Below are 24,436 nucleotides of genomic sequence, written 5' to 3'. Positions count from 1 at the left end.
CGCGCACCTGTACCAGGATCGGCAACCAGGCCCAACCGGCGTGACCGGCCTTTCGCGACATGACGCGGGCACGCCCGCTGCCACCACCCTACTTCGCGCTCCCGACGGTCATCGCCGCCGGCGTCTCGGCACCTTCGAGCAGCAGCGTGGTCACGCCCTCGTCGAGGACCAGCGCAGACAGCGCCAGCGGCGCCGCCGCACCGACGCGCGCCCATGGCGTGACGCGCTCGTCGCGGTGCGCGTCATGCACCGCCAGGCGGACCAGGGCGGTCGCGGCATCGAGCCCGGTCCGCTCCACGCGGACGTCGAGGGCCCGGCCTCGCAGGACGAGCACCGCGTCGATACGCCGGCCGGTCGCCGGCGGCAGCACGAACGCGTGCACGCGCGTGCCGGCGAGGATCGCCTCGGCGTCCGCGCCGAGGATCTGCGTGCCATCTGCGTACGGATCGTCCAGGCCGTCGCGCAACAGGACCAGCGTATTGATGTCGGTCGCGCCGGTCGGCGCATGGCCGCCGACGTCGAGCGCGAGCGTCGCGTCCGGCGCGGCGGTGTCACGCAGGATCGGCACGCTGACCAGCCAGGTCAGGCTGCGGCCCGGCGGAATCGTGGCCACGTCGTTCAGCGGGCCGCTGCCGCCGGCCGCGCAGAGCGCGCCCGCCCCGGCACCGAAACACTGCCACTGCGCATAGGCGCCGTCGAAGGCGGCCGATAGCGTTGCCTCGACCGGCACCGATGTCGCCGCACCGAGACCGTCGTTGCGCAGCGTCACCGCGTAGTCGACGACACGCCCGTAGCGCGCATAGCCACGGCCATCGTCCAGCGCTGCGGACAGGACCGCGCGCTCCAGCACTGCCAGCGGCGCCAGGGCCTGGGTGCCGAGGAAATTCACATCGCCCGGGTAGGTCGCGGTCAGCGTTCGCAGGCCCGAACCGGACGGCGTCAGCGTGCATCCGCTGGCCGACGCCAGCTCGAACTGGCACGACGCCTCGCCATCGTCGACCACCACGGTACCACCCGGTGCGCCGGCACCTGGTGCAACCACGCCAAGCGAAACAGTGACGTCCACCGGGTCGCCGACCAGGACCGACGCCGGCGCGGTGAGCGTCATCGCCGTCCTCGCGCGGTCGACCGCGAACAGTGCCTCGGCGGAGGCTGACCCGGTCAGGAAGCTGTCCGGGTCACCGTCGTAGACGGCAGTGACGGCGTGTACGCCGACCGCGAGGCTGGAAGTGGTCCAGTCGGCGGCGCCGGCGGCCAGGGGCACCTCGGCGAGCACGGTCGTTCCCGCCTGGAATCGCACCGTTCCGTTCACCACCGGCGCGCCGGCATTGTCGGCCACCTGTGCGCTCAGCGTCAGCGGCTGGCCGAACACCGGGATTGCACCCTGCGGCACGAGCGTCACCACGCTCTGTCGCTCGACGATCACCGAGAACGTCGCGGTGATCGAAGCGTCGCCTTTGCTGGTCACGGTGATCGTACGCGGCCCGGGCGAACCGAATGTCATCGGCAGGGGCACGCTGCCGTGCGTGCGCTGGACTTCGCCCGGCAGGGTGTCGGACGCGTCGGAACTGGCGAACCGCCAGACCGTGGTGTCGTCGATGTTGGCGTTGACGACGGCGTCCTCGACGTTCAGCACGAACGGCTCGGCCGCATCGGCCGGCACCGCCGCCGCACTGGCGCCGGCCGGTATCACCACGCGCACCGGCCCTGACAGCACGGCGGACGGCAACGGCAGGTTCTCGAAGGCGATCGCCGCCCGCACGTTGTGGCCAGGCATGCTGACATGGGCCTGGTAGGCACCGACCTCGCGATTCGCGGCACCGACGCGCAGTTGGTAGCCGAGGCTGCCGAAGCCCGCGGCCAGCGATTGCGAATCCGGATCCGGATCGCTTTCCAGATCGACGCTGGGACCGCTCAACGGCACGGCGACGCTGATCGGCGTCGCGTATTCCGGATTGGTCTCTCCCAGCACCGAGCGGACGCCGATGATGTACTCGGTCGGGCTGAAGCGCTGGCCGATGCGCGCGCGGAAGCTCAGCGTTTCGCCGCAGACCGAACTGCTCAGGTGGCGCACGCAGTAGACGACCTGGCGCGTGCTGTCGTTGAGGTCGAAGGCATACGGTGCGTTGGTCGGTACCGGCGTGATGACGGTGACGAACCGCGGCGCGTGGCCGGTGCCGGTATGGCGCCGGCCGTCCAGCGTCACCGGCCCCGGCACTGTGGTGGTGCCGGCCACGGCGAAGTTCACGGTGGTGGCGTCCTGCGCATACGCCTCGGCGAGTGCGTCCACATAGCCAGTGCTGAGGTCGGCCGCCAGCACCTGGCTGGGAATGTCGCTACGAACAGACGCCGTGGCCAGCAGTGCGCCTGGCCCCGGCTCGGTCCATCCGGTGTTCCAGGTGATGCGCGCGTTGCCGATGTTGAAATTGGGGATGCGGTACCACGCGACCTCCGGCGTGACGGCGGGCGATGAAGGAAACCCGGAATTCACGAAGCCCGTCATCGACACCTTGTAACCGCGCGTGCCGACCTGGTTGAGGAAGCTGCGCATCGTCAGACCGCCGGTCTGGATGCCGCGCGGGCTGACCAGCGCGTACGCCGGGCTGTCGGGCGCGCCGTTCATCAGCAGGTCCGGATCCATCGAGAAGTCCCGGTCCGCCACCGCCGGATCGGCCAGCACGTTCTGCACGCTGCTGGTGACGCGCGTGGCCGAGAGCAGGCCGGCCGCATCGGTCAGCGTAATCAGCAGCTGCGGCTGATGGTGGACATGAGCCTGGCCCATGACCTTGTCCTTGCTCGCGAACTCGAACCGGCCGTACGTGCCGATTCCCGCATCCAGCGCCGAGGAAACGCGCAGCACGCCGGCATGGCCGCCGCGGATGCGTTCCTTGACGATCGCCGTGACATCGAAGCTGTAGTAGCCGCGCTGTGTGATGCGCAACGGCTGGGTCGGGGCGTCGGCATCCGCCGCGATCGGCGCGCCCGCCACTGTCTCGCTGCAGACCGGCCGAGTCCCCTCGTCCGCAAAGCAGTCGCTGCCCGGCGTAAAGGCGCCGTCGACCCGGATGTACCCCGGCTCCAGGATCGCGTCGGCATAGAGCACCAGGCGGGCCCGAAGAATCTTCTCGGGCGTCAGCGCATAGGCCTCGGTGCCGACCGTCGCCGCGCCGTCGGCGATCGTCAGCCGCCGCAGCATGCCGTTGGGCAAGGTGGCCAGCGAGAACTTCAGTTCTGCCCGGTCCTCCGGGCCGACGCTCAGGGCTTCATCGAACGGTCGGTACGCACCTGACGGCGCCACCCCGCCCGAAGCGTCCGCCAGCAGCGGCGCCGGAATCCACATCGGCCCGGACGCGCCGCAGGCGCTGAGCAGCAGCGGTACGGCGACCAGCCCCGCGGTTTTCATCCACGCGCGCCAGGCGCGTATCCCGTTGTTGGCACTCATGATTCCAACCCTTCAGCACAGACGGATCGGCCGGCCGGCCACCCCCTGAAGCGGGGTGATGCGGCGGCGCGTGAGCGTCTACGCGCAAAGGGGTGGCGCGGAGGATCATCGAGGCGGCCACGAGGTGGCGCTCGGGCAGGAACCAGGAACAATCAGCGGCGGGGGCATCCTGTTGCGACTGCGGGCACACGGCGCGTAGCACCCATCCCCTCGCATGCCCTGGGCCTTCCCGCGCCCTACTCCAGTTCGCCCGGTTTGAACATGTACAGATGCTTCTTCCAAGCCGATGCGATGCCCATGTCGTAGCCGTAAACAAGATTCACCCCGATGGCGTCTTCGGCAATCGGCCGGGAGCCCGCTTGCGCCATCTGTCGAGCGATGCGCTCGGCCAAGGCGCTGTCATCGGTCAAGGGGGCGTCGAGCCGCAGCAGCGACTGCAGATAGCGCGTCTCCTTGCCCGCGGTCAGGGTCCATCCGCGCATGACCTGGGCTTGCATGACATGGGGCTGGTTGGACAGCGCCTGCTGCATCACCGTCAGGTCCTTCCAGTCCTGCTGTGCCACGAATCGCTGCAGCAGGGCCGGCACGCTCAAGGCAGCCATCGCCAGCACGGCGACCACCACAAGATGCCCGTGCCACATGCGCGGAAACGATACCGCCTGCTCCACCGCATCCGCGCGTACCACATACGATCCCACGGCCAGGTCGTGCAGCGACTGACGCGTGCGGCGATTGAACAGGTAGAGATAGAAGATGGCGGCCATGCCGCCGAAAACGACGAGAGCCAGTAGGTAGCCGAGCAAAGGATGCGCATTCTGCGGATCGAACCAGACGCCGTTGAGAAAGAACACCGCGGCCAATACGACATAACGCGCCAGCGAGCGCACCAGCGACAACGATCGCCCCTCGGCGTCGACGACGCGCAGGCGCATCAGCCGCTTGCCCAGCGTCTGCCCGCTGGCGATCCGGCTGTTCCCGATGCCGAAGTACGTCAACGCGATCGCGAAGCCGATCAGGCGCGCGTAGGCGCCCATCCGTGCAAGAGGATCGAAGAAAAACGCGCCGAGAACGGTCCCCACGAGCCCCAGTGCGGTGGCGTCGATAGCCAGGGCGACGATGCGGCGCCAGAAACCCGCGATCCCGAGCGAGCCGGCGTCGGCGCCTTGCGGTGCATTCATCGAGTTCTCCCCTGTCGAACGCAAACCATCTTGCCGCAAGAGTCTTCAGCAAGCGAGAGGGGCTCGGCGCGACAACGCAAACCGGCTTCGTTACGACTTCATGTCCCGCCCCTATCGGAACTCGCGAACGACCTCGATCCTACCGACGATGGCGGCGTTGAAGGCATCCATGTCCTCGGCGGGGATCCAGTACTCGAGATGCGCGCGGCCGCCTGCCTCCTGCACCGCATAGCGGCTCAGGTAGCGCGTCTTCACCTCGAAGCGCGTCACGAAACCGGAACCGCTTTCCGGAACATTCCAATCACGCGCAATCTTGATCGCGTAGTCCTCGCTGAGCACGGGGTAGAAGATCGGTTGTTCTGGCAGTCTCGGCGGGAAGGCCTTCATGTCCGTGTGCTGGATCAATTCCAGCTCCTTGGGACCGACCGGCCGCCAAAGGGTGATGGTTGGTTCGCTCATCGACAGGTGTTCCTTCGTCGCATGTGATGCTTCGTATCGCGGCTCGCCGTCTTGCCGCCCCTGCATGAGAATGGTTCAAGTGCGTCGAGAATACGCCGAGCCTGCGCGATAGCGGTGCCGATACATCCGGCCTGACCAAAGCCCCGATCGGCACCGGCCTTTCCACGCGATACCATGAGAAGGCACGAAGCTCAAGGAGGGCTGATCCGTGGATGTCCCGCTTGGCGCGTTTCTTCCGGCCGCCGTCATCATTGCCTTGATCGTCATTCCGATCGGCATCGCGCTCGTCACGATACTGCTGTTGAAACGAATGGACAGGCGTGGAAAACGGCGCTCGCCATTGACCGACAAGCTGCCCTATCAGGCTGGCGCGCAGGCACGGCAACGCGTCGACGCTATCACCACCGCCATTACGGAACGTGCGATGCAAGTCACGCTGGTCGGACCGATGATCATGCTGGCACTCCTGCTGCCTCGCGTGAAATGGTCCGAGTTGCGCTTCGGCTGGGGTGATTGGTTGATCGTTTCCGGCACGGTGCTGGCCGTCATCGGGCTGGCATGGCGAGCCGTCGGGTTGGCCAAAGAGCGTAGAAAGTGGCAGGACGGTATGCGTGCCGAGATCGCAGCCGCTCAGCAGCTGGATCGCCTGCAGGCGCAAGATTGCCTGATTCTGCACGATATTCCCGCGGAAAAGTCCAATCTGGACCATGTCGTGGTCGGCCCGACCGCCGTGTTCGTGGTCGAAACAAAATCGCGCCGCAAACCTGGTACTGGAAAGGTCTCGGCAACGGTTGCTTACGACGGCAACGCTCTGAAGTTTCCCGACTGGGCGGAAACCAAGCCGCTGGCGCAAGCCCGCGCACAGGCACGCTGGCTCTCCGACTACCTCAACGGCGAAACCGGCGAAGCGACGCCCGTGATACCTGTGATCTGCCTTCCCGGCTGGTTCGTGCAGGCAAGTCCGGAAGGACAACGCGCCGACGTGCGCGTGATCAATCCGAAGATGACCGGCGTGTTCATCGCTACGCATCAGCGCGCACGCATGGACACGGCACGCCGCAATCGCATCGTGCATGCCCTGCACAAGCGCTATCCTGAGTCCTCGGATTGAGACATGCGATCTCGCCTTCCTCCATCGCACTGGAGGAAGGCTTCAACCGCGGTACGCCAGATCGGCCACTGGGGTATGGGTGACCTGGAACCGACGCTGCGCACGATGGCGGATCTGGAGCGAACCAAACCCTTGCTGGACGGCAGCTACAACGAAGGTTGACGACCTGCGCTGGACCCTTTGAACCCCGATCTCATAAGGCTCAGGATTGCCAGCGCCCCAGACCGGGAGCCAGATGCAGCGAAGCCGCCGGCGTCCGTGCACCCAGGCCGTTCTTGCGTGCTCCCCGCAAACGATGCAGCCGGCATGACGCAAGTGCCGCAGGAGATACGTAAGACCGCGGTACGGCCGGCCATCGGCCCGTCAAGCATTCCGCTCCTCTGCAGGCTGATGGGCAGACGGCCCCCCTGCCCCAGTTCCGGTCACCGCAAGAAAAGTCGGCCCCGAACCCCGTTCGGGGTGTCGATCCAGCGCCTTGTCGTTCGTCGACGAGATGGAGGCAGCGTTCAGGCGCATCTGAGAACCTGGAGCCGCTTCACGCTCGGCACCCTGTTGATCTCACCCCCCTGGAGAACGACCATGATCCCGAAGAACACCATCTGCCTCTGGTTCGACGGCACCGCCCTGGAGGCGGCCACCTTCTATGCCAAGACCTTTCCCGACAGCGAAGTGAAGGCCGTCCACCACGCGCCGGGCGACTACCCGGCTGGCAAACAGGGGGACGTGCTGACGGTCGAGTTCACCGTGCTCGGCGTCCCGTGCCTGGGCCTCAACGGCGGGCCGGGCATCAAGCACAGCGAGGCGTTCTCGTTCCAGGTGGCCACCGACGACCAGGCCGAGACCGATCGCCTGTGGAACGCCATCGTCGGCAACGGCGGCCAGGAAAGCGCCTGCGGCTGGTGCAAGGACAAATGGGGCCTGTCGTGGCAGATCACACCGCGCACCCTGACCGAAGCCTTCACCAGTCCGGACCGGGCGGCCGCCAAGCGCGCCTTCGACGCGATGATGACGATGCGCAGGATCGACGTCGCCGCCATCGAGGCGGCACGCCGGGGTTGATGCCCACCTTCCGCAAGGAGTCCTCCATGGCCCCGACCATCACGGCCTTTGAACGCTCACCGGATCGCGGCAAGGGACTGGCGCGCGACATGCGCGTGCGCTGGGCGCTCGAGGAAGTCGGCGTGGCGTACGACGTCCGGCTGCTCCCGTTCGAGGCGATGAAGCGACACGCCCACCTGGCGCTGCATCCGTTCGGGCAGATCCCGACCTATGAAGAGGACGATCTGGTCCTGTTCGAATCGGGTGCCATCGTGCTCCATCTCGCCCAGCGCCATGCCGGCCTGCTTCCGAAGGACGCCGACGCCCGGGCGCGCGCGATCTCATGGATGTTCGCCGCACTCAATACGATGGAACCGCCGATCATCGAGCGCGGGATGGCCTATCTGTTCGAGCGCGAAAAACCCTGGTACGCCGAGCGCATGCCGATGCTGGAGCAGCGTGTCGATGTCCGGCTGGCGCAGCTGTCCGCCCGCCTGGGCGATGCCGGCTGGCTCGACGGCACTTTCAGCGCGGGCGACCTGATGATGGTGTCGGTGCTGCTCCGGCTGGGCAGCTCGAGACCGCTGGACGCCTATCCCAACCTGGCCGCATATGTCGCCCGTGGCGAAGCACGGCCCGCCTACGGGCGGGCTTTCGCCGACCAGCTGGCGGTGTTCACCGGCACCCCGGCGCCGGGCCAGGCCTGAGGCGTTGAACGGCGCGGTCGGACCGGCATCCGGCCGTGCTCGAAGCGAGGAACGGCTGCCCCGGTTTCCGCAACCTCAGTCGTCGACACGATGGAAGACCAATCCCTGGACCCTGCCCCCGAAACTGACGGACAACGTGTCGTCGTTGGTCTTGAGGCGGAGCGGGCCCGTGGTGAGTTCGCCGTCCGCGTTGACCTTGAGCCCGGCCCAGTCCTCGACGATCGGCTCGGCCGCGAGCGGTGACCGTATCGTGACCTGGACGCCGTCCTCCTTCGCACGGATGGCATAGTCGATCAGCGTCTCCGGGGATCGCCAGTGGCCGGCGAGATCCGCGATCGCGGCCGCGGATGCCGGGTGCGGCTCCGTGGATGCCGGAGTGCCAGGCGAAGAAACCGCCTGCGGCGTCGGCAGCCTCGACAGGCGCTCGGCGATCTCGCCCGGATCCACGTCGACGCGATTGCACAGCACGATCGCGCCGACCGGTGCCTCGGCCTGCCGCAGATACTGCGCCCGGAAGCCTTCCGATCCACCGTCGTGACTCAGCCACAGCCTGCCCTCCCGTCGCTCGAGTCCAATGCCCGCGCCATAGGGCGTCCCGAACTCCGGCAGGACGGCCGTCTCGCCGTTCGACAGGTGCCCGGGTTCGAGAAACACCGCCTTCATCGCGGGCGTCAAGACCGTATCGCCGGCCCGGAAGGCCGCATCGAAGCGAGCCAGATCCCGAACCGTCGTCACCAGCCCTCCCGGCCCCGGCAGGCTCGGCTGGTCGTTGGCGATGCGGAATCCGCCAGCACGAACGGGCTGGTAACCCTGCGCGACCAGCGGCCGGGCATCGAAACCCGTGTCGTTCATCCCCAGGGGCGCGAAGATCTCGTCGCGCGCATAGTCCGTGAGGGACCGGCCCGATACGCGCTCGACGAGTTGCGCCAGCATCAGGTAGCTCCCGTTCGAGTAGCGGGCCCGGCTGCCGGGCGGGAAATTGCTCGAACTCAAGCCGCGCATCATCGCCAGCAGCGCGTCGGGCGAGACCTGGCCCATGCGCTCGATACCGGCAAGGGCCATCAGCACGGTGTGATCGCGAACGCCGGCGGTCTGGTTCAGCAATTGGCGTACGGTCGCGCCCTGCAAGGCACCGGACAGGTCCGGCAGCCACCGCCGGGCTGGATCGTCCAACGTGAAACGGCCCTGTTCGGCCAGTTTCAGGACTGCCAGCGCCGTGAACTGCTTGGACGCCGATGCGATCAGGAAGCGCGTTTCCGCCGTGATCGGCAGGCCGGCTTCGACGTCCGCGTAACCGGCCGCGTCGAACGCCGCGCCGCCCGGCCCCAGAGTCGCCACAGCGCAGCCGGGCTGGCGGCCCTCGCGCATGTCGGCGAGCGGATCCTTGCGGGCGCAGCCCGCCGTCAACGCCACGGCGAGGCACGGTGGGAGAAGCAGCCGGATGAGCAATGCAGCCATATGGACCTCCTGACGGGCGGATGCTAGCGTCCCCCCTGGCTCGTCGCCTGTAGATTTCGGAACCGAGTGCCGCCGTGCCCGCTCTATCACTCCCGTTGCGGATGGACTGGCGGCCGGCCGCGCCCGATCTGCGCCCGTTCGTCACCGCCTTCGCGGAGCGCCGCGACGCTGCCGCGTTCGCGACGATGCGCGAGCTGCCCGTGCCGGTACCGTTGCTGCAGATCATGCTCGGGACGGATTTCTATCTCGCCAAGGCGCGTGGCCTGGAGCCGGCACCCCGAGCGGCCTTGTGGGGGCCCTCCTCGACCACGACGAGATCCCATACCCGCCAGCCGCTCCATGTCTTCGTCGCAGCATTGACCCTGCACGGCTCAGCGACGCTGGGGCGCCCTGCAGCAGGTTGCCTGGCCGACCGGCAGACGCCGCTGGACGACCTCCTGCCCGCCGCCTCGCGACGCCTGTTCTCCCGCGTGCTCGAGGCGCCCGATTTCGACCACCGCGTCGTCGCCATGGAAAGCTGGCTGCGCCACGCGTTCCGATGCGCCCCTCCACCGGATCCGGCAACGGCGATGATGGACGCGATGCTCGATCACCGGCTCCAGGGCCCCGTCTTCGAGATCGCCCGGGCAGCCGGCATCTCCGAGCGCGCCCTGCACAAGCGCTGCGAACGCCTGGTGGGCTTGTCGCCCAAGCGGCTCTTGAGGATCGCCCGGCTCCAGCGCGTCCTGGCGGTCCTGCATCCCTCGCCGTGGCTGACTCGCGCCGCCCCCGGCGAGGCCCTGCTCGAGTTTGCCGACGACTCCCATCTGGCTCACGACTTCAAGAGCCTCACCGGCCTCACCCTTTCCGCGTATCGGAACGCCAAGCTGGCCAGCGGCGACCGGCTCGTGCATACGGTGATCGAGGCCTAGGTATGGCCGCGACCGCGGCCCGATGCGGGCTCCATCACCGCCGAGTCGACCATTTGGGCCGCTCTGGATTTGCGGTGCGGGGGCCATCCCCGAGTGTGCTCACGCATCATCAGGTGACTTCGGCAGCGCCACCTTGAACACCGCGCACGTGCAACGTCAGTCCCTTGAGGAAGTTGCGCAGTATCTGGTCGCCGCAAAGACGGTAGTTGCGGTGACCCGGTTGGCGGAAAAACGCGGAGAGCTCCGGCTTCGACACGCGGAAGCCCGCACTGGCGAATACTTCGAGCATGTCCACATCGGTCAGCTCGAAAGCGATGCGCAGCTTCTTGAGCACGAGGTTGTTGGTGATGCGCGCCTCGATCGGCCGCGCCGGGCGGTCATCGAACCTGCCACGGCGGTGCACGATCAAGCCGTCGAGAAAACGCGCGAGCACGTCATCGCTGCACGGCTCGTGGCCGGGCTCGTCCTCCTTGAGCAGCAGTGCGCGCACCTCGTCCTTCTCGAGGACGAACGCGGGGTCCCCCAGGCGGATGATTTCGATCACCCTGGGCTCGCTGAGGTCGAGCATGTAGCGGATGCTGCGAAGGACATCGTTGTGGATCATGGGTTCAGCAGGCAGCCAAGACAGGGTCCACAGTGTACCGGGGGCATCTCCCCCCTTCGCGGCAATCGCCTCGGAGACAATTGCGCGTCGGTATCGGCGCCCCCGCCCCTTGCCGCAGACGAGGACATCGCCGCCATGACCCCACGCGCCCCGCTGCGTATCGCGACCTTCAACGTCAACGGCATCGGCACGCGCCTGCCACAGGTGCTCGCGTGGCTCGAGCGCGAGCAGCCCGACATCGTCGCCTTGCAGGAACTGAAGGCCACCGACGATGCGTTCCCCGCCGTCGAACTCGAAGCCGCCGGCTACGGTGCGCTGTGGCTGGGCCAACGCAGCTGGAACGGCGTCGCCCTCCTCGGCCGCCACGTCGAACCCGTGGAGAGCCGCCGTGGCCTGCCCGGCGATGCCTGCGACACGCAGAGCCGCTACCTCGAAGCCGCCGTGCACGGCGTGCTCGTCGGTGCGCTCTACCTGCCCAACGGCAATCCGCGGCCCGGGCCGAAGTTCGACTACAAGCTGGCCTGGATGGCGCGGCTCGCCAAACACGCCGAGACCCTCGTCGACCTGCCCTGTCCGGTTGCGCTGATCGGCGACTACAACGTGATCCCGACCGACGAGGACGTCTACGATCCCAAGGCCTGGCGCAAGGACGCATTGATCCAGCCCGAGGTGCGCGAGGCGTTCGCACACCTCCTCGCACAAGGCTGGACCGATGGTCTGCGCGAGGCCCATGGCCCCGGCGCGATCTACACGTTCTGGGACTACTTCCGGCAGCATGCCGAGCGCGACCGCGGCCTGCGCATCGACCACCTGCTGCTCAATGCCACGGCCGCCAAAGGCCTGAAGCACGCCGGCGTCGATCGCTGGGTGCGCCTGCAGGAGAAGGCCAGCGACCATGCGCCGGCGTGGGTGGAGATCGCCAGCCCCAAGCCCCCACCCTGACCCGGCTCGCGGCGCCGGCGACGACCGGTCAGCCGGATTCAGGTCAGGCGCTCCGCTCGCCGGAAGGCGCCAGAACGCCTGCCTCGCGCGCTGATCGACGCTTGGCCAGGTAAAAACTCGACTCCGACCCGGTTTCGGAGGCTCCGCCTCCAGTTCCGACCCGACGTCCCCGTGGGGCCAACGCCGGACGGCCGGAAAGTCGACGATACCCCCTCGTTCTGACCCCACCCCGGTTTCGACCCCGGATTTTTGTATAGTGCGCCGGCATGGCGGGCACGGTGCCCGGCCAAGATCACGCAGGAGTCGTCATGGGTCTGATACAGGCAGCGGTTGGGGCAATCGGCGGCACGCTGGCCGACCAGTGGAAGGACTTCTACACGGTGCCGGCCGGCCTGCCGGCCACCGCAGCGCTGTTCGCCGCCGTGCCCCAGGGCACCAATGCCGGGCGCGGTTCGAACACCAAGGGTTCCTCCAACATCATCACCAACGGCTCGAAGATCGTCGTGCCGGAAGGCTACGGCCTGCTGCTGTTCCAGGACGGCAAGATCACCGGGTTCGCCGCCGAGCCGGGCGGCTACGAGTGGCGATCGGACGACCTCAACTCCCAATCGATCTTCGCCGGCGACGGCCTGGTCAGCGCGCTCATCATGCAGAGCTGGGAGCGCTTCAAGTTCGGCGGCCAGCCGGGCTCGCAGCAGGCCGCCTTCTTCGTCTCGCTGAAGGAGCTCCCGGACAACCGCTTCGGCACGCAGTCCGAGATCTACTGGGACGACGGCTTCCTCAACACGCAGGTCGGCGCGGTCACGCGCGGCTCCTACACGCTGAAGATCGTCGACCCGATCCTGTTCGTGAAGAACTTCGTACCGGCCGGCTATCTCCAGACCGGCCAGGTCTTCGATTTCACCGACCTGGACAACGCCGCCGCCAGCCAGCTGTTCAACGAGGTGGTGGGCTCGCTCGCACCGGCCTTCAGCCTGTACAGCAACGATCCCGGCAAGGGCAACCGCATCACCAAGCTGCAGCAGGATTCGCTCGGTTTCGCCAAGAGCCTGTCCGATGCGGTGGAGCAGGCCTACCAGTGGAAGTCCGATCGCGGCCTGGCGATCGTCAAGACCGCCATCGTGTCGATCGAGTACGACGCGAACACGCGGGAACTGCTCAAGACCGTGCAGCGCGCCGATGCGCTCGCCGGCTCGCGCGGCAACTCCAACTTGCAGGCCAGCGTCGCCCAGGGCATCCAGTCGGCCGGCGAGAACGGTGGCGCGGCAGGCCTGGTCGGCGTCGGCATGGCCTCGGGCATGCTCGGCGGCATCGGCACCCTGCAGCAGCCGGCCACCGCGGCCGCCCCCGCCGCTGACGATCCCGTCGCCAAGCTGAAGAAGGCCAAGGAGATGCTCGACCTCGGCCTGATCACCCAGTCCGACTACGACGCGCTCAAGGCCAAGGCGCTGGGTCTCTAAGCCACCGGGCACGCAGCCACCATGTCCGACCAGAAGACGCCGGCGCCGACAGCGCCGGTCACCGGTCCCGGCTCGCCGCAGGACGTGCCGCCGGTGCCCGGCAGCCTGCCGATCGACCCGGCCACGCGGCCCGAACCGATCCGCGACGAGCTGCTGGCGCCCGACCCCGTCGCCATCGACACGGCTGCCGCCGAGCTCAAGGACGGCCTCAACCGCTGCCCGAAGTGTGGCGCGACCGAGATCCGGCCCAAGCCCGGCACCGACCTGCTGGTCTGCCTGTACTGCCGTAACGAGTGGGATGGCGCACGGGTCGAGGAGGCATTCGGCTTCGGCGAAGGCCTCGACCAGCTCCGCGGCACGGTGATCGCCTCCGGCGCGCGCGACATCGCCGCCGACGCCGCCAGCCTGATGACCTTCAAGTGCACCGCCTGCGGCGCCGAGGTCACCGTCAACACCGAGAACGCGATGACCGCGCGCTGCCACTGGTGCCGGCACGTGTTCGGCGTCAACGAGCAGATCGCCAACGGCGCCGTACCCGATGCCGTGCTGCCGTTCCACATCAAGAAGGACGACGCCGTCGCGCGCATCCGCCAGTTCGTCGACAAGCGGCGGCTGTTCGCGCTCAAGGCGTTCAAGGAACAGTTCACGCCCGAGAACGTCGTCGGCGTCTACCTGCCCTACATGATCGTCGACGGCAACGCGAGCGCCGACGTGGCCGGCAAGGGCGAGATCAAGACGCGGGAGTACACCCGCGGCACCGGCAACGACAAGAAGACCTACTACGACGCCGACATCTACCAGGTGGACCGGCACGTCGACTTCACCGTCGACGACCTGCCGCTGGAATCGTCCACCGAGCGCGGCAACCTGGACACGCGCGTCAACACCAACAACATCATCAACACGATCCTGCCGTTCGACACCAAGAACGCCGTGAAGTGGAACGCCTCCTACCTGATGGGCTTCACCTCGGAGAAGCGCAACCAGGACGTGGAGCACCTGCGCCCGCGTCTGGAGGACCAGCTGCTGTCGATCGCCCGCGCCCAGGTCGAGTCATCCGTGCGCCGCTACGACCGCGGCGTGCGCTGGGAACAGGAGCGCCTCGACGTCCACGGCACGCGCTGGGTATCGATGTACCTGCCGGTCTGGCTGTACTCCTACCACCAGCCCGGCCGCAACGGCGGCCTGCTGCACTACATCGCCGTGAACGGCCGCACCGGCGAGACGATGGGCAGCGTGCCGGTGCAGCAGTGGAAACTGCTGATGGCCGCGCTCACCGTCGGCACGGTTCTCGAAGGCATCGCACTCTGGATCGTGGCGGCCTCATCATGAGCGACGACAGTGGACTCTGGCTGCTGGCCCTCGGCCCCGCCGGCGCGACCGCGCTGTACTGGGCCCTTTACCGGTACTACCGCAACACCGACAAGTCGCACGCCTTCGAGCGCGAAACCGCCGTCGAGGCCCAGCCGGTGACCGGCTCGGACGGCAAGGTCGACGAGATCAAGGGCACCCGTGCCTCGCGCATCAGCGGCGAGAACGGGGGGGCGTATCGGATGCGCGTGCAGCGGACCCCAACCGACGACGGGTGAGTTGAGGGACGCGCGTTTAACGATCGATATGGTAGATATCCGGTTCCCGCAACCGAACACCAGGTGACCCATGAAGATCGTGACCAGCCTGAGCTTCCAGGGGCAATGCCGCGAAGCGTTCGAATTCTATGCCAAGGTCCTCGGCGGCAAGATCACCGCCGCCTACCCTTACGGCGAAGCGCCGCCGGGAATGCCGATCACCGGTGAGAAATACAAGACCTGGCTCATGCACTGCTGGCTCGACGTCGGCGACCAGGCACTGATGGGGGCGGACATGGACGTGGCCTGGGCCCCCAACGTCGACAAGCCCAAGAACGGCTTCGACGTCACCCTGCACACCGACGACATCGCCGAGGCCAGGCGCTGGTTCGACCAACTGGCCGAAGGCGGCAGGCCGGTGATGCCGTTCGCGGAGACCTTCTGGTCGCCCGGATACGGCTCGCTGGTCGACCGCTTCGGCGTGCCGTGGATGGTCAACACCGTGCCATCGGCGGACTGGAAGCCGTCGCAAGGCTAGCCGCGAGAACAGCCGAAGGGGTTCGATGCACCGGGACCGGGTTTTCGCCATCCGGTAGGCCAGCCTGCACCCGATGTACGTGAAGAAGGCCGAGGTCAAGGGCCGCACCCGGCATGAACTCGACCGGATCCTCTGCTGGCTGACCGGCTACACGCCGGCGGGCCTGCGCGAACAACTCCAAAGCGACAACGACCTGGAAGCCTTCTACGCCCAGGCACCGGCATTCCACCCAAACGCCGCGCTGATCACGAGCGTGGTCCGCGTGATCCGGGGGGAGGACATCGAACACCCGTTGATGCGCAAGATCCGCTACCTCGACAAACTCGTCTACGAGTTGACCAAGGACAAGGCAGTGGAGAAGATCCTGCGCGGGTGAGTCGCGGTGGCGTCGTCGAGAGAGTTACGTCCATCGGCCTGCGACGCCTCCCGAGATCGACGCCGTGTCGCGACCGAGCGGAATCTCGGGCCTCCGTCGGTCGGCCAATGCAACACCCGCCGTCAGCGCACCGACTCGCTGCGCGAAGCCGGGACACTCATCGAAATCCGGTTCGCGCCTGATGATCGACGATCCGCTGCAGTTCGCTGGGTCCGGTTGCTGATCTATGCTTGGGGAAATGAACCTGCCCCCCGTTTCCCCATGACGGCATCCGCAAAGTCCCCTTTGACGGCCGCACCCGAAGCCGATACCCGTGCCCGCCTGCGCCGCTCGGTCTCCAACACGCTCAAGGGATCGGCGGGCAACCTGGTCGAGTGGTACGACGTCTACGTCTATTCGGTCTTCGCCGCCTACTTCGAGTCGCAGTTCTTTTCGCCCGAGGACAAGAACGCCACCTTGTTCATCTGGGCGATCTTCGCCATGACCTTCCTGATGCGGCCGATCGGCGCCTGGTTCTTCGGCCGGTTCGCCGATCGCCACGGCCGCCGCCTGGCGCTGACGGTATCGGTCACGATCATGGCCGGCTGCTCGTTCGCCATCGCGATCACGCCCACCGTAGCCGCCATCGGCTTGGCGGCGCCGATGATCCTGTTGCTGGCGCGCCTGATCCAGGGTTTCGCCACCGGCGGCGAGTACGGCGCCAGCGCCACGTATCTGTCGGAGGCGGCCATTCCCGGCCGGCGCGGCTTCCTCTCCTCGTTCCACTACGTCACCCTGGTCGGCGGCCATGTGCTGGCACAGCTCACCCTGCTGGCGATGCTGACGTTCTTCGATACCGCGCAGATCTCGCACTGGGGCTGGCGCATCGCCTTCGCCATCGGCGGCATCGCCGCCATCGTGGTGTTCTGGATGCGGCGGACGATGGACGAATCGCTGGGGCTCGATGCCATCCAGGCCGCCCGCAGCGGCCAGGCACGCACATCCGGCTCCCTGCGCGAGCTGTTCTTCCACCAGTGGCGTCCCCTGCTGCTGTGCTTCCTGATCACTGCCGGCGGCACCGTCGCGTTCTATACCTATTCGGTGATCGGCCCGAAAATGATCCAGAGCCTGTTCGCAGGCGGCGACGCGATGACCGGCGTCGTCATCAACCTGATCGCCTTGACCGTGCTGATGCTGCTGCAGCCGCTAGGCGGCTGGCTGTCGGACATCGTCGGGCGCAAGAGTCTCTTGGTGTTCTTCGGCATCGGCGGCGTGGCCTACACCGGATACCTGGTGCTGGCGCTGCCTCAGCAGACCCACTGGCTGCCTGCGTTCGCGATGCTCGCGGTCGCCTTCGTGATCCTGACCGGCTACACCTCGATCAACGCCGTCGTGAAGGCCGAGCTGTTCCCCACCCACGTGCGCGCCCTGGGCGTCGGGCTGGGCTATGCACTGGCCAACTCCGCGTTCGGCGGTACCGCGCCGCTGCTGTACCAGGCCGCGCTGCGCACCGACAAGATGATGCTGTTCGCGGGATACGTCACCGCGGTGATCGCGGCGTCGCTGGTCGTGTATGTGTTCTTTCTGAAGAACAAGGGAGCGAACTGGCTGGATGATGCCGGGGCAATGGATCGTCGGGCTGCGCATTGAAGCGGCCACATCCATCACGCTTGGGTTCCCACGAAAACGGAGACCCCGGTCTTACATCCGCTCGGAGATGCTAGAGTCGCAGCGACACGGCTCGAACACGACGGATGCGCGACGTCAGCGGGCCCAATTCCAGTCCGCGCTCAGGAGTGGCGATGCGTTTGATCGGGATCATCTTCATCACGGTCGGCATAGCCCTGTTGGTCGTGGTTTCCTTCCTCGGGTACGACCGCTGGCTCATCGAGCATCAAGCCGAAACGGTGCGCCAGGAGATGGCGCAGCTCCATGCCAAGGCCGAGGCGAAAAGAGCCGACCTCGACGCGCGTATCGCGGCGCTGCGGGCCGCCGACAAGGTCGCCGATCCGCTCAAGCGCTGCCTCGAGTTTCCCGACGTGCCGCCCTTGCACTGGAGCCCGGCGTTCATTGCCGAACGCTGCCGCCTGACCGCGCTCGACATCATCACGGTCGACCAGATCGACGCCAAGCTTGCCGCGGGCGACAGCGCAGGCGTCGATGCCACGTTCCAGGACTACGCGACGCAGGACGCGTCGGACCCGAAACGACGCGGCATCCTCTTCCGCACATTCGAGCAACGCTTCGAGAGCAGCAATCCGGCCATTGGAAGCGTCCTCGAACGCTGGGTGAAGGCCTCGCCGCACAGTGCGTATGCACTCGCTGCGCGCGGCGTGTTCCGCATGCGCACTGCCGCCGAGGCCCGTGGCACCGCGTCCGCCGCGGACACACCACGGGAAAATTTCGAAACGATGGAGCGGCTCATGGCGGGCGCCGTGAGCGACCTGAAGGCGTCGCTGGCGATCAAGCCGGACTTCATCGTGCCGGCGACCTACCTCATTCCCGCCACGGCACGTACGGGCGGCAGCCGGGCGGAGATCATGGAGCTGGGCCGCAAGGCGGTCGCGATCGCTCCTGACGAGCACCGCGCCTACATCTTCTGGTCAAAGGAAGCCTCGCCGCTGTGGGGCGGTTCGATCGAAGCGCTCGAGGAAATCGCGGATGCCGCCAAGGCACGCGAAGACAGCAACCCGCTGATGGCGCTCGTCGCGGCGCGCGTGCGCTACTTCAGCGCACTCGCCACCCGTCGCCCGCTGTCCCGCGACGACTACCTCGCGATCCTCGCCATCGCGCCCGATGCCTTCGCGCTGGACAACATGGGCTACCTGCCGCTCGCGCAAGCGGACGCCTCGCTCATCACGCCGCTGGTGCGCTTTGAGCCGACTGTCGAGAACTACATGCGCGCCGCGCTGGCGCTGGAGTTGGCGAAGCAACCCGAGTGGTCGGATGAATACGTGACGCGTGCCGCCGACCTCGGATCGCTGACGACACCGGACCTCGGGAAGTATGCACAAGCCCTGGCTACCTCGAACCGGTTCGACGCCGCGGCGGCCCTGAACGAGAAGATGATCGAGGTCAATCCGCGTAGTGCCGACGCGATGTCGGCATTGATCGTTCTCTATGAGGAACACCTCGAACGCCACGATGATGCGGTTGCGATGGCGCGTCGCATGCTCGACGCCTACCCCGACTCGACACGGGCCTGGAAGATGTTCGCGTACACGCAGAAGAGGACCGACACCGCGGAGTATTGCAAGGCGATGGCGCGCGCCTACCACGATCAGCCCGAATTCAAGTGGGACTTCGACTATACGTGCTCGCCGAACGAGCACGGCCTGCCGCCGCCGATGTCAAATGGGGCGACCCGGCGCGGCCAGCACCCCGAAGGCAAGTGATCAACTGCGAAACGGCCAAACGGGGTCGAAAAGCCAACGGGGTCAGAGTCGATTTCGGAAAAGTCCTACGTGAAAGTTCATGCATTGCGGTAGCCGGACGCGGCTCCGGGCAGGACCATGCCGGCATTTGGACAAAGACATCCGCATGCCTCGCTCACCCAGACTCGATCTTCCCGGAATCGCACAGCACGTGATCCAGCGTGGCAACGATCGCCAGCCGTGCTTCTTCACCGCCGACGACTATCGACGCTACCTGCGCGATCTCAATGAGACCGCCCGGCGTGAAGGCTGCGCGATCCACGCGTACGTACTGATGACCAACCACGTGCACCTGCTCGTGACGCCGCCCGAAGTCGGCTGCACCAGCCGCATGATGCAAGCCCTGGGCAGACGCTACGTGCGCCATGTCAACCAGACCTACCGCCGCACCGGCACGCTCTGGGAAGGCCGCTACAAAGCTGGCCTCGTCGCCGGCGACGCGCATCTGCTGCAGTGCCATCGCTACATCGAGCTGAATCCGCTACGCGCCGCGATGGTGACGGACCCTCGTGACTACCCCTGGTCAAGCCACCACCGCAACGCGTTCGGCACGCACGACTCAGTGATTCGTCCACACAGCGCCTACCGCGAACTGGCGACCGGCATCGAGCAGCGTCAGGCCCGCTACCGTGCATTCGTGATGGACGATGTGACCCAGGAGGAAATCGAGGCTATCCGCGCCCATCTGCAGCGCCAGCACCTCTATGGTCCTGACCGCTTCCGCCACGCCATCGAAGCCCAACTCGGCCGCACACTCGAGCCGCGCACTGTCGGGCGACCGCGCAAGGCTCCGAGCTCATCCCAAAGCGTCAAAGATCAGGGAAATTCACTCTGACCCCGGTTTTCCGCCCGGCTCAGTCGAAGCCGTTGCGACGGATCGTGTCCCAGGGCGGCACGCTGAAGGGCCTGCCGAGGTTGCCCGGACTCAGCCACTCGCCGCCCAGGTCGCGCAGCGGCTCGGCGTTGTACGCGGCGTCCTCGTCGAAGACGATCATGCGGTGCCCTTCGCTCGACGACGACGGCGCCGCGCTGCTGACCATGATGCGGCGCCGGTACGGGTCATGCGCGATGCCGATGAAGTAATGACCGGCCGGACGGTTGAGGCGCGTGAGCGCGCCGGCAATCGTGTAGAGCGGTACCGCGGCGCCGCTGGCCGAATCGGGGAACACGGCGACGCGGCCGATCAGGCTCTGGTCTGCCAGCGTAGACCGGCCGAGCATGAACAGACGCCGGTTGAGCCGGTCGTACGCGATGGCGACGGCGCCGCCGACGCCGTTACCGGTGATCATGCGCGTCGGCGGGACGTTGCCGCTCGCCGTGCGCGCGTGGAACACGATGCGGGAGGCGTTCGTGCCCGGCTCGAAGTCGACGACCGCGTACTCGTCGGTGTCGGGCAGGTAGACCAGCGAGGCCGGGCTGTTGAGCTGCGTCTCCGGGTTGGTGCCGACCCACGGGATCGTGCGCTTGGGCAGGACATCATCGCCCTCGGCGTCCAGTGGCCAGGTACGGATGCAGCAGTTGATCGCGATGGCGGCGAGTTCGCCGTGGGCGAATATCGGCGCATTCGCCTGGGACTGTCCGAGGTATGCCGACCTGAGCACGCGCAACGGCGCGACGTCGCCGCTTCGGAAGGCCGGATAGACGCGGATGGCCTGGCCGTAATAGTCCGAAATGTAGAGCAGTTGCTCGTTCGGCTCGTAGCTCGCCCACTGCGTGTCGCGCGCGCCGAATGTCGGCCCGCTCATTTCCTGGAAGGGCGGCGTCGTGCCGTCGGCATCAGGCCCGAAGATCCGCAGCGGCACGCCGCTCTGTCCGGCGCGGGCATAGCCACCGATGCCGAGCTCGGCCCGCGCCGGTACGGCGAGCATGAGCGCGGCGAACAAGGTCATCAAAACGAAGGTGCGCATGGCGAAGGCTCCGTAGCCGCAACAGGGTAGCAGCATTAACAGGGGCAGGTTCAGTTCCTACACGACCGACCGCCAGGCACCTACGTGTCGCGCCGTCATCGGCCATGTCGCGCTGGCGCGCGAGAACGGGGTCGAGAACGGGGTCAGGTTCACATTTCACGGAAAAAGACCAAAGGCAAACGGGGGCAGAGTGTCTTACTTGGCCGGAAACGGGGTCAGGCTCATTTCCTGAGCAGCCATGGGCGAAGTCGAGCCGATTTCTGACGCAAGAATCGGCGATCAGCGGTGCCGGATGAGGTCGATCAGCGGCGAGACTTGCCGGATGGCCCGACAAACCCGCTTCGATCTGCCGAACATCGCTCAGCACGTCGTACAACGCGGCAACAATCGCCTGCCCTGCTTCCTGGACGACAGCGACCGACGGCGATACCTGCTTCTGCTGCGAGAATCGTTGCTGGCCACCAAGGTCGCCCTGCACGCCTACGTCCTCATGGACAACCACGCCCACCTGCTCGTGACGCCGACCGAGATCGGCGCGGTAGCCCGGCTGATGCAAAAACTCGGACGCCAGTACGTAGGGCAGTTCAATGCCCACCATCGCCGCACCGGGACATTGTGGGAAGGACGCTACAAGTCCTGCCTGGTGGGAGGCGACCGCTATGTGCTGAATTGCTCCCGCTACATCGACCTCAACCCGGTTCGGGCACGGTTGACCGATGCCCCGGAACAATACGCTTGGTCCAGCTGCGCTCACCTGTGCGGCCAGCGCGCTGATCCGCTGCTCACGCCCCACCCTGCCTATGTGAGGCTCGGTGCCGATCGCGCGGCGACCTATCGATCGCTACTCCGCGAGGCGCTGCCCGACGAGGACCTGAAAGCCATCCGCGACTACCTGCAGCAGCAGCGCGCATGGGGCCGCGATGACTTTCGCGCCATGGTCGAAGCCAAGACCCAATGATTCGCCGGCATCCGGCCCGCCCGTCGTCCCCGCGGCGATACGGCTGCGCGGTAAGTGAACCTGACCCCGTTATCGCGCGGCGGGACGCCGGCCGCGCGCGCGAGCGCGTTCTGGCTGATGCCCAGCGGATGGAGGAATTCTTCCAGCAGCACTTCGCCGGGATGGATGTTGGGCAGGGTCTTCATGACGGCTCGACGGTTCAGTGATAGTCGACGATTTCCACATCCAGCGCATCGCCGTCGCCCCAGCGAAAGCAGATGCGCAATTGCATCGTAGACCCGGACGCTTTTCCGGCTTTTCGATCGCCGTTCGGAGCCTCCAGCCGGCTGGCACCGCTCCCTTTTGGTGAACGGCGAGCAGCCATCTTGAAGTAAAAGCTCGCAGGAGGCCTCAGACAGCAACTCCAAACTCGAATCTCACGAGTCGAAAAATCGCCGAATCCGTCCCGTCAATGCAACAGGGTCTCGTGTCCGACACTCCCAGATCACCATGACCTTGAATCCGAGGCGCCGCAGCGCCCGCACCACGCGCCTGTCCCTTCGCGCGTTGGCCTTGAACTTGTTCGACCAGAACTCGCGATTGCTCGACGGCGTAGTAGCCCGAGCGCAGTTCGCGTGACGATGCCAGAAGCAGCCGTGCACGAAAATCGCGAAGTGCCGGCGGCGATTGGCGAGATCCGGAGAACCTGGCAGATCGGTGTTGTCGGTGGTGAAGCGCACGCTCAGTCGGCGCACTGCATCTCGCACAGCGAGCTCCGGAGTCGTACCCGTACGACGCACACCGGCCATGATCTTCGATCTGGCGGCGGTGGTGCTCAACGATCGGCCGGCCGCCCCTCCGGAGCGAAACGGTTGCGACGCTTCGCCCGGCGACCATCTGCGGCCTAGAGCGGGCATCAATCCGACATCGCGGCCAGATGTCTTTCAACCGCGCTTATGAAGCCCGGCGGAAAGTTCAACTTCGCGTCACGTGTGCGTTTCAGAAATCCGCCGGTCGCTCTCGCAGACAACGGCGCAACGCCGTGCTTTAGGAACGCGTGCAACGGAGGCGGCGCCTTGGATACCGGCCACTCCGACGCCGCCACGGCAAACCGCCCCTCTCCGACGTTCCATGCCGCGATCGGCCAATGGCGATGCCCGTGCATCGACCGGACGTCGAAATCGAGCAGGTGACCGGGACGGCGCATACGGCGGCCGATCCAGTTAGCCGCCGGCACGCTGACGGCGTTGCCGACGAGCTTCCAGCGCGAGCCCTTCTTCGCGACCTTCTCGGCCGCCTTCGTCCAACCGGCCGGGAAACCTTGCAGCCGCTCTCCGTCCCGAATATCGGGTGTGACCAAGATGCCGTCCGGCATCCAGATGGCCGGGGGCGAAGGGATACCGAGAGCCGAGCCGCCTTTCAACGTCGGTACGGCATCCACCGCCCATCCGAGCCCACGCAGACCTTCCGTCCAATAAAAGCCGCACGCGACCGGATGGCCATTCAAGATCGGGTCCGCCCGCGCTCCGGCCTCGTCGGCGAACAGGACATGGCGTGGGTCACCTTCCAAACTGGCCACCAAGTAGACACGCCGACGCCTCTGCGGCAAACCGAAGGCACGCGAATCGACGACGCGATAAGCCCAGCGATAGCCCATCACCTCAAGCCTCGAGGTGATGACGTTCATCGCTTCACCGCGTCCGAGCTGCAGCATGAAGGGTACGTTCTCCAACAGCACCCACGGCGTACGTGCGGCTTCGATCAACCGGAACACTTCCCCGACAAGGCCGGAACGCGCGCCGGCCAGCCCCTTGGTGGTACCGGCCTGCGAGAGATCCTGGCAAGGAAAGCCGGCGACGACCAGCGTCGTCTCTCGAGGCAGCTCCTGCAACGTCCGCACGTCGTCGTGCAGACGAATGGCGGGGAAACGGTCACGGAGCACGGCCATCGCCGCAGGATCATTCTCGCAGAACAAAACGGTCTCGTGTCCGGCGCGTGCGAGTCCCCGCTCTACACCACCGATGCCTGCGAAAAGACCGGCGACGTAATGATTCCCCATCGGAGTCGGTCCACGCATCAGGTGCACAGGTTCACACGATAAATTCGAACTCAACTGCGCGTGAGCGTCGGGGCGCAGTTCGCGATCGGTTGGGGCTCGATTCATTCCCCGCTCCTCTTGGACGTCGAGGCCAGCAATGGCCATTGATCGGCGACGTAACGCTCGGCCGCCTCGCGGACGACCCACGCCACCGATACCTTCTTTGACGTGGCGATGCGCTCGAGCTCCGCATAGACATCTGCCGGAAAGCTGACCGAAGCCCGCGTGACGTCGGAGCCACCTATCCGCGGCTTGGCGATGCTTCGTAGACGACTCATCGAGGGTCTCC

Annotated in this window: 24 protein-coding genes and 1 pseudogene; 15 read left to right on the top strand and 10 right to left on the bottom strand. The window is 66.6% G+C overall.

The genetic code is table 11. The features are described from left to right. Positions 1-88: 88 nt before the first annotated feature. From I596_RS05655 to I596_RS05645, 3 genes are all read right to left on the bottom strand, one after another. Positions 89-3,442 (bottom strand): Ig-like domain-containing protein, encoded by a 3,354-nt coding sequence (locus I596_RS05655; protein WP_067645341.1) that lies wholly within the window; start codon positions 3,440-3,442, stop codon positions 89-91. Positions 3,443-3,678: 236 nt separating this feature from the next. Further along, a complete protein-coding gene (locus I596_RS05650; protein ID WP_067645339.1) occupies positions 3,679-4,620 on the bottom strand; it encodes an RDD family protein in 942 nt (313 codons plus the stop codon). Positions 4,621-4,731: 111 nt separating this feature from the next. Next, on the bottom strand, positions 4,732-5,079 hold the full coding sequence (locus I596_RS05645) for an ADP-ribosylation/crystallin J1 (protein WP_067651501.1): 348 nt from the start codon (positions 5,077-5,079) through the stop codon (positions 4,732-4,734). 208 nt (positions 5,080-5,287) lie between these two features. On the opposite strand from I596_RS05645, the gene I596_RS05640 reads away from it, so the two are divergent. The 4 genes from I596_RS05640 to I596_RS05630 all read left to right on the top strand — a co-directional run bounded on the left by I596_RS05640 (position 5,288) and on the right by I596_RS05630 (position 7,935). Then, positions 5,288-6,190: a nuclease-related domain-containing protein gene (locus tag I596_RS05640; protein ID WP_150132031.1), complete on the top strand. Its 903-nt coding sequence runs from the start codon at positions 5,288-5,290 to the stop codon at positions 6,188-6,190. A 3-nt stretch (positions 6,191-6,193) separates the two neighbouring features. Continuing rightward, positions 6,194-6,352: a hypothetical protein gene (locus I596_RS18700; protein ID WP_190278997.1), complete on the top strand. Its 159-nt coding sequence runs from the start codon at positions 6,194-6,196 to the stop codon at positions 6,350-6,352. Positions 6,353-6,769: 417 nt separating this feature from the next. Continuing rightward, positions 6,770-7,249, top strand: coding sequence for a VOC family protein (locus I596_RS05635; RefSeq protein ID WP_067645335.1), 480 nt, complete (start codon positions 6,770-6,772; stop codon positions 7,247-7,249). A 26-nt stretch (positions 7,250-7,275) separates the two neighbouring features. Beyond that, positions 7,276-7,935, top strand: a complete 660-nt coding sequence (locus I596_RS05630) for a glutathione S-transferase family protein (protein WP_067651496.1) — start codon at positions 7,276-7,278, stop codon at positions 7,933-7,935. Between the two features lie 75 nt (positions 7,936-8,010). Here the strand turns inward: I596_RS05630 and I596_RS05625 are convergent, their stop codons facing one another. Beyond that, positions 8,011-9,393 (bottom strand): serine hydrolase domain-containing protein, encoded by a 1,383-nt coding sequence (locus tag I596_RS05625; protein WP_083965402.1) that lies wholly within the window; start codon positions 9,391-9,393, stop codon positions 8,011-8,013. A 101-nt stretch (positions 9,394-9,494) separates the two neighbouring features. Between I596_RS05625 and I596_RS05620 the strand changes: the two genes are divergently transcribed. Beyond that, entirely contained in the window at positions 9,495-10,304 is an 810-nt protein-coding gene (locus tag I596_RS05620) for a helix-turn-helix transcriptional regulator (RefSeq protein WP_067645331.1), read from the top strand. 109 nt (positions 10,305-10,413) lie between these two features. Here the strand turns inward: I596_RS05620 and I596_RS05615 are convergent, their stop codons facing one another. Further along, a complete protein-coding gene (locus I596_RS05615; RefSeq protein WP_067645329.1) occupies positions 10,414-10,908 on the bottom strand; it encodes a YehS family protein in 495 nt (164 codons plus the stop codon). Between the two features lie 135 nt (positions 10,909-11,043). Here I596_RS05615 and I596_RS05610 point away from each other — a divergent pair, with 135 nt between their 5' ends. The 9 genes from I596_RS05610 to I596_RS05570 all read left to right on the top strand — a co-directional run bounded on the left by I596_RS05610 (position 11,044) and on the right by I596_RS05570 (position 20,040). After that, on the top strand, positions 11,044-11,850 hold the full coding sequence (locus tag I596_RS05610) for an exodeoxyribonuclease III (RefSeq protein WP_067645327.1): 807 nt from the start codon (positions 11,044-11,046) through the stop codon (positions 11,848-11,850). A 308-nt stretch (positions 11,851-12,158) separates the two neighbouring features. Continuing rightward, positions 12,159-13,310: an SPFH domain-containing protein gene (locus tag I596_RS05605; protein ID WP_067645325.1), complete on the top strand. Its 1,152-nt coding sequence runs from the start codon at positions 12,159-12,161 to the stop codon at positions 13,308-13,310. 21 nt (positions 13,311-13,331) lie between these two features. Then, positions 13,332-14,642, top strand: coding sequence for a hypothetical protein (locus I596_RS05600; protein WP_067645323.1), 1,311 nt, complete (start codon positions 13,332-13,334; stop codon positions 14,640-14,642). After that, positions 14,639-14,899, top strand: a complete 261-nt coding sequence (locus I596_RS05595; protein ID WP_067645321.1) for a hypothetical protein — start codon at positions 14,639-14,641, stop codon at positions 14,897-14,899. The genes I596_RS05600 and I596_RS05595 overlap by 4 nt, the downstream gene beginning before the upstream one ends. 70 nt (positions 14,900-14,969) lie before the next feature. Then, positions 14,970-15,416 (top strand): VOC family protein, encoded by a 447-nt coding sequence (locus tag I596_RS05590; RefSeq protein ID WP_067645319.1) that lies wholly within the window; start codon positions 14,970-14,972, stop codon positions 15,414-15,416. Positions 15,417-15,480: 64 nt separating this feature from the next. Then, the gene (locus tag I596_RS05585) at positions 15,481-15,792 is read left to right on the top strand and encodes a DUF2200 family protein (protein WP_335340380.1); all 312 of its coding nucleotides are present in this window, start codon (positions 15,481-15,483) and stop codon (positions 15,790-15,792) included. 261 nt (positions 15,793-16,053) lie between these two features. After that, positions 16,054-17,421, top strand: coding sequence for an MFS transporter (locus tag I596_RS05580; protein ID WP_067645317.1), 1,368 nt, complete (start codon positions 16,054-16,056; stop codon positions 17,419-17,421). A gap of 152 nt (positions 17,422-17,573) precedes the next feature. Continuing rightward, on the top strand, positions 17,574-19,166 hold the full coding sequence (locus tag I596_RS05575) for a tetratricopeptide repeat protein (protein ID WP_067645315.1): 1,593 nt from the start codon (positions 17,574-17,576) through the stop codon (positions 19,164-19,166). Positions 19,167-19,293: 127 nt separating this feature from the next. After that, positions 19,294-20,040 (top strand): transposase, encoded by a 747-nt coding sequence (locus I596_RS05570; RefSeq protein WP_223303923.1) that lies wholly within the window; start codon positions 19,294-19,296, stop codon positions 20,038-20,040. Between the two features lie 19 nt (positions 20,041-20,059). Here the strand turns inward: I596_RS05570 and I596_RS05565 are convergent, their stop codons facing one another. After that, the gene (locus I596_RS05565; RefSeq protein WP_067645311.1) at positions 20,060-21,112 is read right to left on the bottom strand and encodes an NHL repeat-containing protein; all 1,053 of its coding nucleotides are present in this window, start codon (positions 21,110-21,112) and stop codon (positions 20,060-20,062) included. A gap of 238 nt (positions 21,113-21,350) precedes the next feature. Between I596_RS05565 and I596_RS05560 the strand changes: the two genes are divergently transcribed. After that, a complete protein-coding gene (locus tag I596_RS05560; protein ID WP_335340376.1) occupies positions 21,351-22,070 on the top strand; it encodes a transposase in 720 nt (239 codons plus the stop codon). A 74-nt stretch (positions 22,071-22,144) separates the two neighbouring features. Here I596_RS05560 and I596_RS18920 read toward each other — a convergent pair. The 4 genes and pseudogenes from I596_RS18920 to I596_RS18020 form a co-directional block, all read right to left on the bottom strand. Next, a pseudogene (locus I596_RS18920) lies at positions 22,145-22,255 on the bottom strand (helix-turn-helix transcriptional regulator); the annotation flags it as partial. 231 nt (positions 22,256-22,486) lie between these two features. After that, complete coding sequence (locus I596_RS18025) at positions 22,487-22,888, bottom strand: very short patch repair endonuclease (RefSeq protein WP_223303922.1); 402 nt, start codon at positions 22,886-22,888, stop codon at positions 22,487-22,489. 77 nt (positions 22,889-22,965) lie between these two features. Then, positions 22,966-24,213: a DNA cytosine methyltransferase gene (locus I596_RS05555; RefSeq protein ID WP_223303921.1), complete on the bottom strand. Its 1,248-nt coding sequence runs from the start codon at positions 24,211-24,213 to the stop codon at positions 22,966-22,968. After that, positions 24,210-24,425 carry a ribbon-helix-helix domain-containing protein gene (locus tag I596_RS18020; protein WP_083965399.1) on the bottom strand — a complete coding sequence of 72 codons (216 nt, stop codon included), beginning with the start codon at positions 24,423-24,425 and terminating at the stop codon, positions 24,210-24,212. Before I596_RS18020 ends, I596_RS05555 begins: the two co-directional genes overlap by 4 nt. Positions 24,426-24,436 lie beyond the last annotated feature (11 nt).

Source organism: Dokdonella koreensis DS-123, from assembly GCF_001632775.1.
GTDB classification, from domain to species: domain Bacteria; phylum Pseudomonadota; class Gammaproteobacteria; order Xanthomonadales; family Rhodanobacteraceae; genus Dokdonella; species Dokdonella koreensis.
This window is presented reverse-complemented; position numbering and strand designations above follow the sequence as displayed.